9 protein-coding genes are annotated in these 12,960 nt (G+C 53.4%); 4 read left to right on the top strand and 5 right to left on the bottom strand.

Annotated elements, in window-relative coordinates; genetic code table 11:
* The first annotated feature begins 21 nt into the window (after positions 1–21).
* From FDX14_RS19530 to FDX14_RS19515, 4 genes are read left to right on the top strand one after another with little or no spacing between them, the layout of a single operon-like run.
* Entirely contained in the window at positions 22–1,155 is a 1,134-nt protein-coding gene (locus FDX14_RS19530) for an amidohydrolase/deacetylase family metallohydrolase (protein ID WP_137350088.1), read from the top strand.
* Positions 1,139–2,257: a DgaE family pyridoxal phosphate-dependent ammonia lyase gene (locus FDX14_RS19525; RefSeq protein WP_061382749.1), complete on the top strand. Its 1,119-nt coding sequence runs from the start codon at positions 1,139–1,141 to the stop codon at positions 2,255–2,257. Before FDX14_RS19530 ends, FDX14_RS19525 begins: the two co-directional genes overlap by 17 nt.
* Entirely contained in the window at positions 2,254–2,994 is a 741-nt protein-coding gene (gene dagF / locus FDX14_RS19520; RefSeq protein WP_137350087.1) for a 2-dehydro-3-deoxy-phosphogluconate aldolase, read from the top strand. Before FDX14_RS19525 ends, dagF begins: the two co-directional genes overlap by 4 nt.
* 21 nt (positions 2,995–3,015) lie before the next feature.
* On the top strand, positions 3,016–4,929 hold the full coding sequence (locus FDX14_RS19515; RefSeq protein ID WP_061382750.1) for a BglG family transcription antiterminator: 1,914 nt from the start codon (positions 3,016–3,018) through the stop codon (positions 4,927–4,929).
* Positions 4,930–4,961: 32 nt separating this feature from the next.
* On the opposite strand, the gene nrdG is transcribed toward FDX14_RS19515, so the two are convergent.
* From nrdG to FDX14_RS19490, 5 genes are all read right to left on the bottom strand, one after another.
* The gene (gene nrdG / locus FDX14_RS19510; RefSeq protein ID WP_137350086.1) at positions 4,962–5,426 is read right to left on the bottom strand and encodes an anaerobic ribonucleoside-triphosphate reductase-activating protein; all 465 of its coding nucleotides are present in this window, start codon (positions 5,424–5,426) and stop codon (positions 4,962–4,964) included.
* 120 nt (positions 5,427–5,546) lie between these two features.
* Positions 5,547–7,685 (bottom strand): anaerobic ribonucleoside-triphosphate reductase, encoded by a 2,139-nt coding sequence (gene nrdD / locus FDX14_RS19505; protein WP_038636715.1) that lies wholly within the window; start codon positions 7,683–7,685, stop codon positions 5,547–5,549.
* Between the two features lie 379 nt (positions 7,686–8,064).
* On the bottom strand, positions 8,065–8,649 hold the full coding sequence (locus FDX14_RS19500; RefSeq protein WP_042312726.1) for a fructose PTS transporter subunit IIA: 585 nt from the start codon (positions 8,647–8,649) through the stop codon (positions 8,065–8,067).
* 1 nt (position 8,650) lies between these two features.
* The gene (locus FDX14_RS19495; RefSeq protein WP_042312723.1) at positions 8,651–10,354 is read right to left on the bottom strand and encodes a sugar phosphorylase; all 1,704 of its coding nucleotides are present in this window, start codon (positions 10,352–10,354) and stop codon (positions 8,651–8,653) included.
* A complete protein-coding gene (locus FDX14_RS19490) occupies positions 10,351–12,960 on the bottom strand; it encodes a glycoside hydrolase family 38 N-terminal domain-containing protein (RefSeq protein ID WP_137350085.1) in 2,610 nt (869 codons plus the stop codon). Before FDX14_RS19490 ends, FDX14_RS19495 begins: the two co-directional genes overlap by 4 nt.

Here is a 12,960-nt window from a genome sequence, read left to right as displayed (position 1 = left end):
CATCCGGCAAAGGAGAGAACGATGTTTGACTTACTCCTGCGCCATGCGCGTCTGGTCGATGACACGCTGACTAATATTGCCCTTCAGGGTGGCAAAATCGCGGCGTTGGGTGACGTTGATGGTCCGGCGCTGAAAACCATTGACCTGCGCGGCGAATGTTACGTTAGCGCGGGTTGGATTGATTCTCACGTTCACTGCTACCCGAAATCGCCGATTTACCATGACGAACCGGACAGTGTGGGTGTTGCCACTGGCGTTACCACCGTGGTGGATGCCGGTAGCACAGGCGCTGATGATATTGACGATTTTTACACGCTGACTCGTGACGCGGCCACCGAGGTTTATGCGCTGCTGAATGTTTCACGCGTTGGGCTTATTGCCCAAAACGAGCTGGCTAACATGGCCAATATTGACGCCGATGCGGTGCGGCAGGCGGTGAAACGTCACCCGGACTTTATCGTCGGCCTGAAGGCGCGCATGAGCAGCAGCGTGGTAGGGGTTAACGGCATCACGCCGCTGGAGCGCGCCAAAGCGATGCAGGCGCAGAACGGTGGCCTGCCGCTGATGGTGCACATCGGCAACAACCCGCCGGATCTGGATGAGATCGCCGAACGCCTCACCGCGGGCGACATTATTACCCACTGCTACAACGGTAAGCCGAACCGCATTCTGACGCCGCAAGGTGAGCTGCGGGCGTCAGTGACGCGGGCGATTTCACGCGGGGTGCGTCTGGATGTTGGGCATGGCACCGCCAGCCTGAGCTTTGCAGTGGCGAAACGCGCCATCAGCCTGGGCATTTTGCCGCACACCATCAGCTCCGATATTTACTGTCGTAACCGTATCAGCGGCCCGGTGTATTCCCTGGCGAATGTGATGTCGAAATTCCTCGCCATTGGCATGTCGCTTCCGCAGGTCATTGAATGCGTTACCGCCCATGCTGCCGATGGTCTGCGCCTGAAACAGAAGGGGCGACTGCAGGTCGGTCTGGATGCCGATTTAACCCTCTTTACGCTGAAACGCCAGCCAACCGTGCTGGTAGATGCAGAAAACGACAGCCTGCAGGCTGAACAACTGCTGGTGCCGCTTGCCGCAATACGTGCGGGCAAGGGCTATATGACCGAACAAGGGAGCGCGGAACATGCCTTCGATTTTTGAGAAATACAAATTAAAACAGGTGATTAACACATCAGGTCGCATGACGGCGCTCGGCGTCTCTACGCCGCGACCAGAAGTGGTTGAGGCCGCAATGGCCGGGATGAATCAATACTTTGAGATGAAAGACCTGGTGAATAAAACCGGTGACTACATCGCGAAATTGTTGGAAGTGGAAGGGGCAACCGTCGTTTCCTGTGCCTCGGCAGGGATCGCCCAGTCGGTCGCGGCTGTGCTGGTTAAAGACAGCGACTGGCTGCTGGAGAACCTGCACGTCACGCCCATCGACAACAACGAAATCGTGTTGCCCAGAGGCCACAACGTCAACTTTGGCGCGCCGGTGGGCACCATGGTAGCGCTTGGCGGCGGCAAGGTCGTAGAAGCCGGTTATGCCAACGAATGTTCCGCAGCGCAGTTAGCGGCAGCCATCACACCGCGCACCGCGGCCATTCTGTATATCAAATCTCATCACTGCGTACAGAAAAGTATGCTCAGCGTGGAGCAGGCTGCGGTGGTGGCGCGCACGCATAATCTACCGCTGATTGTGGACGCGGCGGCGGAAGAAGATTTGCAGTGCTACTACCGCGTGGGCGCAGATCTCGTTATCTATAGCGGTGCGAAGGCAATTGAAGGGCCAACCAGCGGTCTGGTGATCGGTAAAACTCAATACGTTGAGTGGGTAAAACGTCAAACGGCGGGTATTGGCCGGGCAATGAAAGTGGGTAAAGAGGGAATACTTGGCCTGACCTGCGCTATTGAACTGTACCTCAACGCGCAGAAAGAGAGCGGTGCGGAAATGGTCGAGAAAATGACGCCGTTTATTAATAACTTGAATCAGCTTCACGGCGTAAGCGCCCGCGTGGTGTGGGACAGTGCAGGGCGCGACATCGCGCGTACGGAAATTAAGTTTGACGAAGCGGTAACCGGGATCGCCACTGGCGAACTGGTCGACGCGCTGAAGCAAGGGGAGTACGCGATTTACTTCCGTGGTTACAAAGCCAACGAAGGCATTATCGAAGCCGATGTGCGCAGCGTCGATCGCGCGCAGCTGGAGATTGTGGCCCGTCGAATTGGTGAAGTGATTTCGCAGGAGAAAAAAGCATGAAACTGATCCCTAACTTTTATCGCGACCGCGTCTGCCTGAACGTACTGGCAGGCTCCAAAGAAAATGCCCAGGAGATTTACGCGGCGGCGGAAGGGCACGTGCTGGTTGGCGTATTGTCAAAAAATTACCCGGATGTCGCAAGCGCGGTAACGGATATGCGTGAATACGCGGCGCTTATCGACAATGCGCTCTCCGTGGGGCTGGGGGCGGGCGATCCTAACCAGTCGGCGATGGTCAGTGAAATTTCCCGTCAGGTGCAGCCCCAGCATGTCAATCAGGTCTTTACCGGCGTGGCGACCAGTCGTGCGCTGCTGGGCCAGCAGGACACGGTGGTCAACGGTCTGGTTTCGCCAACCGGTACGCCGGGGCTGGTAAAGATTTCCACCGGTCCGCTAAGCAGCAAAGCACCGGACGGCATTGTGCCGGTAGAAACCGCCATTGCGCTGCTCAAAGATATGGGCGGCAGCTCAATTAAATACTTCCCGATGGGCGGCCTGCAATGCCGTGACGAATACATCGCGGTCGCCCAGGCCTGCGCGCGTCATGACTTCTGGCTGGAGCCAACGGGCGGGATCGATCTGGATAATTTCAGTGAAATCCTGCAGATCGCCCTCGATGCCGGAGTGAGCAAAATCATTCCTCACATCTATAGTTCGATTATTGATAAGGTGAGTGGTAACACCCGTCCGGACGACGTACGCCAACTGATGGCGATGACCCGGGCCTGCGTAGGCTAATTGACTGATGAGGAAACTGACGTGCGATTCCCCAACCAACGTTTAGCGCAGCTATTTGGCATGTTGCAAAACGAAGCGCTTCCACAGGACGAGCTGGCGCAGCGGTTGTCGGTTTCCACACGCACCGTACGGGCGGACATCACCGCGCTAAACGCGCTGCTCACCCAGTACGGCGCGCAATTTGTCCTCAGCCGTGGGAACGGTTATCAACTCAAGATTGACGACCCGGCAAGCTATCACACCCTGCAAACGCAGCGGCCCGACACGTTGCTGCGTATCCCACGCACCAGCCAGGAACGGGTTCACTGGCTGATAGCTCGCTTTCTGACGTCGGCCTTTTCGCTGAAGCTGGAAGATTTGGCTGATGAATGGTTTATCAGCCGCGCGACGCTGCAAAACGATATGGCTGAGGTGCGCGAGCATCTGCAACGTTATCACCTGACGCTGGAAACGCGCCCCCGTCATGGCATGAAGCTGTTCGGCAGCGAGATGGCGATCCGCGCCTGTTTGACCGATCTGCTGTGGATGCTGGCACAGCAGGATCCTCAGCACCCATTGGTGACGGAAGAAGCATTGAACGCTGGGATCCCTGAGCAACTGCAACCCGTTTTGCAGGACATTTTTTCCCGTTTCCATATCCGCCTGACCGATGAGGGCGAGCTGTTTTTGCGCTTGTACTGCGCGGTGGCAGTACGGCGGATTAGCGAAGGGTATCCGCTACCGGAATTTGCCGCAGAGGAAGCCGATCAATCTGTATGTCTGGCCACGCGGGAAATCGCGGCGGTATTGCATCGGTTGGCGGATAAACCGCTCTCCATTTCTGAAGAGAACTGGCTGCAGGTGCATATTGCCGCCCGTCAGGTTCAGGAGATCGCCCCCAGTGCTATTAATGCGGATGATGATGAAGCGTTGGTCAATTACATCCTGCGTTTTATCAATAGCCAGTACAACTACAACCTGTTGAATGACAAACAGTTACATGCCGACCTGCTGACGCATATTAAAACGATGATCACCCGGGTGCGCTACCAGATAATGATCCCTAATCCGCTGCTGGAAAATATTAAACAGCACTATCCGATGGCATGGGATATGACGCTGGCCGCCGTCTCGGGATGGGGCAAATATACGCCGTACACCATCAGTGAAAATGAGATTGGTTTCCTCGTCCTGCATATCGGTGTTGGGCTGGAGCGTAGTTACAACATTGGTTATCAAAGGCAACCGAAAGTTCTGCTGGTATGCGATGCCGGAAATGCGATGGCGCGGATGATTGAAGCGGTGCTGGCGCGTAAATATCCGCAGATAGAAATCGTCGATACCGTGACGCTGCGCGACTACGAACAGCGGGAAAGCATCAGCGAAGACTTCGTGATTTCGACCGCGCGAATCGGAGAAAAAGATAAGCCTGTGGTGATGATTGCGCCGTTCCCTACCGATTATCAACTGGAGCAGATTGGCAAACTGGTGCTGGTCGACAGAACCCGTCCGTGGATGCTGAATAAATTTTTCGATGCCACCCATTTCCGCGTTATCGATGGCCCAATGGATCAACAAACGTTGTTCAATACATTATGCCGTCAGTTGCAGGATGAAGGCTTTGTCGATGCGGAGTTTCTTGATTCGGTTGTCGAGCGTGAGGCCATCGTCAGCACTATGCTGGGTGACGGCATCGCCCTGCCGCACTCCCTCGGTCTGTTGGCAAAGAAAACGGTGGTCTACACCATCCTCGCCCCGCAGGGAATTGCCTGGGGCGATGAAACGGCGCACGTGATCTTCCTGCTCGCCATCAGCAAAAGCGAATACGAAGAAGCGATGGCTATCTACGATATTTTCGTCACTTTCCTGCGCGAACGCGCCATGACGCGGCTCTGCGCGTGCCGGAATTTCACCGAGTTCAAAACGGTCGCGATGGAGTGCGTGAGTCGCTTTTAAAGGCGGAAAACAGAATATTAACCGCCTGGAGATCAACGCAAATGATGCACGACCTGGTTGCTGCTACCGCGCCAGATGAGCGCCGGGTCTTTCAGGTCCTGCACAAATTTACCATCGACCAGCACGTTGATGAGATCGACCACCTGCATTTGCGCGGCGTTGAGTTCATCAAGCTTGTAGCCGGTCCACACCCAGATATCTTTCCCGGGACACTCAGCGTGAATACGCTGTACCAGTTGCAGAATATCCGGCACGTTTTGCGGATGCAGCGGATCGCCGCCCGACAGCGAAATTCCCTGACGGTGAATACGCGTGTCGTTCAGATCGGCAATGATCTTATCTTCCATCTCTTTGGTAAACGGTTCGCCGGAATTGAGCCGCCAGGTGCTTTTGTTATAGCAACCGGGGCATTCGTGCACGCACCCGGAGACAAACAGGGTGCAGCGGGTTCCGGGGCCATTGACGATATCGACGGCATAGTATTGATGGTAGCGCATAGCGGGTGTCCAGAAAGCATGTAGGCCGGATAAGGTGCTTGCACCGCATCCGGCAACATTGTGATGCCTGATGACGACGCGATTGCGTCTTATCAGGCCTACGGCCTTTGCAAACGGATATTAACCGATCTGCCCATTGCCTAAATGCTTAACGCGGCGCTTCACTTCTTCCTGTTTGCCGGCGTTAAACGGACGTGCGTCCGGGCTGCCTAAATAACCGCACACGCGACGGGTGACCGACACGCGCGCGGCGTCGTGGTTACCACATTTCGGGCAGGTGAAGCCTTTGCTGGTGCACTCGAACTCACCGGTAAAGCCGCACTCGTAGCACTCATCGATTGGCGTGTTGGTTCCGTAATACGGCACGTGCTGATAGCTGTAATCCCAAACATCTTCCAGCGCTTTCAGGTTGTGCTGAATATTCGGGTATTCGCCGTAGCAAATGAAGCCCCCGCTCGCCAGCGGCGGATATGGCGCTTCGAAATCGATCTTATCGTACGGGTTCACCTTCTTCTCCACGTCGAGGTGGAAGCTGTTGGTATAGTAACCTTTGTCGGTTACGCCCGGCACCACGCCAAACTCGGCGGTATCCAGACGGCAGAAGCGGTCACACAGGTTTTCACTCGGCGTGCTGTACAGGCTAAAGCCGTAGCCAGTCTCATCTTTCCATTGATCGACCGCCTGACGCAGACGTTCCACAATGGCGATACCTTTGGCGCGCAGCTGCTCGCTGTCATACACATGCTTGTCGCCAAACAGCGCGTTGATGGTTTCGTGAATACCGATGTAGCCCAGAGAGATAGATGCGCGACCGTTTTTAAAGATTTCAGACACGTCATCGTCCGCTTTCAGACGCACGCCGCAGGCACCTTCCATATACAGAATGGGTGCAACGCGGGCTTTTACGCCTTCCAGACGCGCGATACGGGTCATCAGTGCTTTACGCGCCAGCACCAGACGGTCGTCGAGCAGTTTCCAGAAGGTGGCTTCATCGCCATGGGCTTCCAGCGCGATACGCGGCAGATTGAGGCTGATAACGCCGAGGTTGTTGCGACCATCGTGAACCTGTTCACCGTTCTCGTTTTCCCACACGCCGAGGAAGCTGCGGCAGCCCATTGGTGTTTTGAACGAACCAGTGACTTTGACCACCTGATCGTAGTTCAGGATGTCCGGATACATACGCTTGCTCGCGCACTCCAGCGCCAGCTGCTTGATATCGTAGTTCGGATCGCCAAACTTGTGGTTCAGACCATCGCGAATCGCGAACACCAGTTTCGGGAACACCGCGGTTTTACGGTTTTTACCCAGGCCAGCAATGCGGTTACGCAGAATAGACTGCTGAATCAAACGCGATTCCCAACTGGTTCCCAGGCCAAAACCAAAGGTGACGAACGGCGTCTGACCGTTGGCGGTATGCAGGGTGTTCACTTCATATTCGAGGGACTGGAATGCGTCGTAGCACTCTTTCTCGGTACGGGAATGGGCATAACCGTCGGCGTCCGGGATCTGCCATTCTTCAGCGGTTTTACGATGTTTATTAAAGCTCTCGGTCACGAACGGCGCGAGAACCTCGTCAATACGGTTAATGGTGGTACCGCCATAAATATGGCTGGCAACCTGCGCGATGATTTGCGCGGTCACGGCGGTCGCGGTAGAGATGGATTTTGGCGGTTCAATCTCCGCGTTACCCATCTTAAAGCCCTGCGTCAGCATACCTTTCAGGTCGATCAGCATGCAGTTAAACATCGGGAAGAACGGCGAGTAGTCGAGATCGTGATAGTGAATATCACCACGCTCGTGCGCCTGAACGACATCACGCGGCAGCAGGTGCTGGCGCGCATAGTGTTTGGCGACGATACCGGCCAGCAGGTCGCGCTGGGTCGGGATCACTTTACTGTCTTTGTTGGCGTTTTCATTCAGCAGAGCAGAGTTGGTTTGCTCAACCAGACCACGAATTTCCTGGTTCAGACGGCCACGTTTTTCACGCTGGATATCACGGTCGTGGCGATATTCGATGTACGCACGGGCGAGTTGTTTGTACGGGCCAGACATCAGCTGGTTTTCTACCGCTGTCTGGATCTCGTTGATATCGACCTGGCTGCGCTCATTCATCAGGCTACTAACGACTTCTGCGACGGTGGCACAGTAATCTGCGTCATCGACTCCCGCTGCTTTAGCTGCACGCAGAATGGCTTCTTTGATGCGCTCTGATTTAAACGGCACTTTACAGCCATCTCGTTTCATCACATGCGGTGTCATGATCACTCCATATTTATAAGAACAGGTTATCCACAGAGGTTGGGGAAGCGGCCATGGCTTTATTCATCTCTATTGCCAATGACTTCCCGCAATCCTGACCCACGTTATCCACAATTCCACCGTGAAGCGGTGCATTGTAGTTGTAGCAATTATAGGCGATTAATACAACATATTGGGTCGGCGTGCATTTTAAGTTCTATATGTAGTGATTTGCATCAAGGATGTTTACGATTTTTTTGATGTAGCGCAAAGTAAAAATCGGAGCGTACAGATGACGGGCGCTACAGCCGATTGTAAATTACCCTTGGAAAATTCTGATTATTTATTCAGCAAAAACAGGAAGGTAAAGCTGGGCAGGTATCACACTGCCCAGTAAGGGTTATGATGATAACGACTGCATCCAATGGATACCCGCGTTAATGAAGGCCGCAAGGGCAACCAGACCCAGAATAAGAGGGACAAGGCGCTGACCTTTCACGCGACGTTCTGGCGCTTCCTGAGCAGGGGCAGTGCTGGGTGAGAGCAGCGTTAACACCTGTTCTACGGACGTGGCATTAAGAATGGCGTTTCGCATCTCATCCTCAACCAGCGACGAGGTAAGCTGGGTCAGCAATTGCATATGCGTGGTGCCGGCTTCATTTGGCGGAATCGCAAGCAGGAACACCAACCGTACAGGTTCAGGCCCTTCAAGACCCGGCCACAATATCGGCTCGGGAAAGAGGGCGACACAAAACGATGCCTTTACGACAGAGTCACATTTTCCATGAGGGACGGCCAGCTCTTCGCCCAGTGCCGTTGGTCCTTCCTTTTCTCGGCGGAGAACGCTGTCAATAAAATCCTCGTTATTAGTAATCAGTCCGCATTCAAACAGTGCCGAAGACATATGCCGAATAACTGCATCGGGAGAAGTGTGCGGTGGATCGATAAAAATTAATTCAGAGCGAGTAAGTGCCGACAGTTCCATATTATTCCTCCGGTTGCGTCGCGGTACGGATCCATACTGTTTGCCAGCCGGTTAGCAGGCAAGCGCCGTTAAAGGGTGTCCCCATCAGAAGATCTGTTCCTTCGGTGGGCAAAGAAAGTGGTTGTGTGATTGCAGTGAGATTGACAACACAGTACAGGGTTTCTCCCCCCATCTGGCGTTTGACACCAAACAGTGCGTCTGGCAGTTCAAGGACTTGCTGAGACGATGATGGTGAGAAAGCGGGATGCTGTTTACGTACCCGAAGTAATCTCGACAGCGCAGCATAGATCTTCGCTTGTCGGGATTCAGGGGTGACTAATGCCTGATGCGTGGCGGCGAAATCCAGCTTTTCACGGTTAATGCGACGATTTAGCCCTGATGTATTAAGCCCGTGCAGATCGTTTTCACTACCAAGAAGACTGTGGTAGTAAATTGCAGGTACGCCCCGCAGCATAAAGAGGATGGCGTGAGCGGCGGCGAACCTGGCGACCTGTCTGTCAGTAGCCTCCCCCGGTTCGCTTAATGCACTCAGGAAGTTTATATTCATTTCATAAGGTGACTGGCTGCCGTCAGGATTGGTACGCCAGGAAATACGCCCTTGCTTGCGTTCTACTTCATTGACCAGAAACGTTTTTTCTTCCGTAGAGAGGATATTTTCAACGGGTCTCAATCCAATGCCGTCGTGGCTGGCGAGAAAATTGAAAAAGGTGGTGTTGTCTGGAAACGTTTCCTGTTCCAGGCTTTGCGCCCACTGACGTAGCCAACGCGCATTGCCGCGCAGGAAAGCGTGTAACGTCAGAGGGGGTAACGGGAACTGATACACCATGTGAGCCTCATCCCCTGAACCCAGATAGCTGATATTTTCCTGATGTGGCACATTGGTTTCGGTAATCAACAGGCAGTCAGGCCAGTTCTCTTCCAGAATCGCTCGCCAGAGTTTTATGATCAGATGGGTCTGCGGCAGGTGAATACAGCTGCTGTTGCTTTCCTTCCACAGGAAGCCTACGGCATCGAGTCGAATCGCCTGGGCGCCGCGTGAGGCATACTCCAGCATAATATCAATGCTTTCCAATAAAACGTCAGATTCACGAAAATTGAGATCGATCTGATCGGCGCTGAATGTCGTCCAGATGTGTGACGTTTCCCCTGTCGATCGCTTGAAGGGGGTAAGCAACGGCAGCGTCCGTGGGCGGGTTACCAGATGATAATCCTCATCCGGATCGGCGTTGATAAAGTAGTTCTGGTAGCGAGGCTCGCCGCGAAGATAGCCCTGAAACCAACGGCTTTGCTGTGAAATATGGTTAATCACAAAATCGAACATCAAATTAAAATCGCCAGCCAGTGCCGCAATATCTGACCATTGCCCAAGATTGGGATCAATCTGCCGGTAATCCACCACGCTGAAACCATCATCGGAGGACCAGGGGAACATAGGTAACAGATGGATATCGCTGATCGTCCCTTTTAACCACAGTTTTGCAAACTGGTGGAGAATCGACAGAGGATTTTCCCCTTGCGCGCAGATGCTATCACCATAGGCGATCATCCAGATGCGGCTCTGATCTAACGGTACTGCCGTTTGTGTTTTGGGTTTCCAGTATTGGATAAGTTGCTCAATTTTTGCCGCGATTGCCTGATGATCAGCTTGCGGATAGAGCTGCGCCAGCGTCTCGCGGATAAATGTTTCACGCGGGGAATTATTCATACTTTTACGTGACGCTCCGGTTGTGGGAGAAGGAAATCGCAGGTGGCGAACGGTGCAATTTCATGGCAGTGTTCAACGGGTTCTTCCAGATAGTTAATCTGTGACATCTCTTGCAGAAATGGCGGAAGCTCAACCGGATGCTCTCCGGCATTGAAAACACGTAGGATCGTGCCTTTTACCGTCTGGGCGTGGGGGAGCGCCGAAAGAATGAGCGGCTCTGGAAGCGACAGCAGGCTGAAGGTTTCTGGAAGTGAACGCGGTGTAAAATTGAGCGTGAAGCGTTCCAGGCGGTTATCCAGTGTGTTCAATTTCTGATTCTGCCAATTGAATGGCTGGCGTAGCACTCGGGTTTCCAGGCGACGTAATGTCAAATGGTCGGCGCGTTCGGCGAGAGACAACGTCAGGCTAAAATGCAGAGGCTTGTGTAACTGAGCTTCTGGCGTGTAAATGACAGTGTTATTGATTCCGGAAGCGCGCCCAGGACGCCAGGCCAGATCGTCACGCCCTAAAACGCCTGTCGATTTGAAGAGCGTCAGCGCAAGCTGCGAGGTCCCGTTTTGCAGGATCTGAAATTCCTTCATGCCCAGGCTGTTAACGATCAGCGCCTTGTTGTTTTCCGCAATGGCAATAATTCCCTCACTGGTTTCAATATCGACGGGCTTCTCGCGATAATGTTGCCGCCAGTCAGCGGGGGCATCGGCCACGGGTCGGTGAATAATGCCGAAAGGCTGTGAGGCTATTGATTCACGGGTGTGAATATCGCTGTTGATCAGCAGACGCAGACGGTGGTCGCAAACCTTGTTTTCCACATGAGCATCAATGAAAAGTTGGGCTTCACCTTGGCGTAGCTCGCATACAATCTGTACCGGACAATCTTGTGTTGCACGTTGGCTTAATGAAGAAGGCAGACTGAGAGTGATTCCTAGCGTTAAACGCTCGACATGCTGACTTTTTTCACAAGCGAGGAACGAAAAATTATTGAACTGGTTGGGGATATCGCCCTCCAGTGGCGAAAAATCATAACTGTCGCCAGCATCTGCACAGTCTTCAAACGCTAGCAGATCAGCAATTACCCTACCGCTGCGTTTATCCTCAAACGTCAGCGTTCCACCACCCAGGGTTAGCCGATAATGCTCATTCTCAATATGGCTTTCAGCACAAGAGCGGAGCGTAGAGACTGCGTGCTCACTCTCGCGAACGGCAATATTGATGTAACCCAGCGCGGGCAACTGTGCTACGTCGATGGCGACTTGCGAGCGGTAATAAGGCGCAAGCTCAACTTCTTTTTCACCCTGCGGCGTAACCTGAATCATGCGTCCGCCGGGGAGTTCCGTTTGTTCTATCATGCTAAATGAGAGAGGCTGCTCATCAATGAAGAGCTTCAGGGAGGGCGTGCGGCTGTACAGTGTGGCGTTGATGATCCCGGACCAGGACGTAGCGCCGGGGTTTACCACAACGAGATCGTTCTCCTGGCTACTGGCCATCGCCAACTCTTTCATCACCAGATTCCACAGGCTATGGCTGAGTTGTTCGGTCTGTTCCAGGCGGTGAAGAATGTCCCGATTAGTCGCATCACTGTTGCATCCGCCTATGGAGTCATGGGCATGATTGCGTAACAGGTTTTTCCAGATTTGATCAACCCACTGGAGGTTGACATCAATGCCATGCTGGCGAGCCAGCGCGATCGTTGGCTCCAGTTTACCCAGTAAAAATTGCTCGACATCGTAATTTTTCTTTTTAATGTCGTAGCGGACGGAGCCGATGGTTTTGTGGATCCGGGTATAGCGCGGTGACTTCAACTCTCCTTGCCAGCAGGTAAATCCTTTGGCTTGCTGACGAAGCGTATCGATATACGTTTCCAGCGATGAGAGCAGGAACCGATCACCTTCTGATGATTTTTTACTGACTGTCTGCAGAATTTTCGGCAAGTTGGGATCGATGTTGACCTGATCGCCGCCGCAGGGCAGGAGCAGGTCATTCAGGCCAGAACGTTGACGGATGAGATTAACCATCGGAAAGATTTTTTCTTGCAGGTGCGCATCGTCTGGCTGAATGTTTTTGGCCGCGCCATAGCCGAACGGCATTACGCAGGCAATCACTTCCGAGCCTGACGGCGCACGCCAGATAAACTGGCTCTGCTCAGCCTGAGTATCATGATTAATGCCCCGCCAGAAAACGATGTTATCCAGGTTGCATCCGCGGAGCAGTGTAGGGAGTTGGCTGTTATGACCAAATGTATCGGGCAGATAGCCCACCATCATAGCATGACCCAGTTTTCGCGCAGAAAGAATGCCGTATTTCAGGTTGCGGATAATCGATTCGCCGTGAACGTTGAAAGTATCCGTTTGGGTATACCAGGGGCCTATAAAAAGCCGTTTGTGTTTGACGAGTTTTTTCAGACGGTTAGCATACTGCGGATTGACGGCCAGAAAATCCTCAACAACAGCGGTTTGTCCATCGAAATGGTAACAGGTGTAATCGGGGTGAATTTCTAAAGTGTCGATAACATCGGCAAAGTTTCGCGATGCCAGAATATTGCTGTCCTGTAGGGTGAAATACCACTCTTGATCCCAGTGCGTGTGCGCGATGACATGGATATGACTCAT

Source organism: Citrobacter sp. wls710, assembly GCF_005281115.1.
Classification (GTDB): Bacteria; Pseudomonadota; Gammaproteobacteria; order Enterobacterales; family Enterobacteriaceae; genus Citrobacter; species Citrobacter werkmanii.
Note: the sequence above shows the minus strand (reverse complement) of the source record. Positions and strands in the feature narration are given on the sequence as shown.

Coding starts and splice junctions, on each gene's coding strand:
- FDX14_RS19490 (WP_137350085.1), bottom strand. CDS start 12,960: ATGAGTCATATCCATGTCATCGCGCACACGCACTGGGATCAAGAGTGG.
- nrdD (WP_038636715.1), bottom strand. CDS start 7,685: ATGACACCGCATGTGATGAAACGAGATGGCTGTAAAGTGCCGTTTAAA.
- FDX14_RS19530 (WP_137350088.1), top strand. CDS start 22: ATGTTTGACTTACTCCTGCGCCATGCGCGTCTGGTCGATGACACGCTG.
- dagF (WP_137350087.1), top strand. CDS start 2,254: ATGAAACTGATCCCTAACTTTTATCGCGACCGCGTCTGCCTGAACGTA.
- FDX14_RS19525 (WP_061382749.1), top strand. CDS start 1,139: ATGCCTTCGATTTTTGAGAAATACAAATTAAAACAGGTGATTAACACA.
- nrdG (WP_137350086.1), bottom strand. CDS start 5,426: ATGCGCTACCATCAATACTATGCCGTCGATATCGTCAATGGCCCCGGA.
- FDX14_RS19500 (WP_042312726.1), bottom strand. CDS start 8,649: ATGGAACTGTCGGCACTTACTCGCTCTGAATTAATTTTTATCGATCCA.
- FDX14_RS19495 (WP_042312723.1), bottom strand. CDS start 10,354: ATGAATAATTCCCCGCGTGAAACATTTATCCGCGAGACGCTGGCGCAG.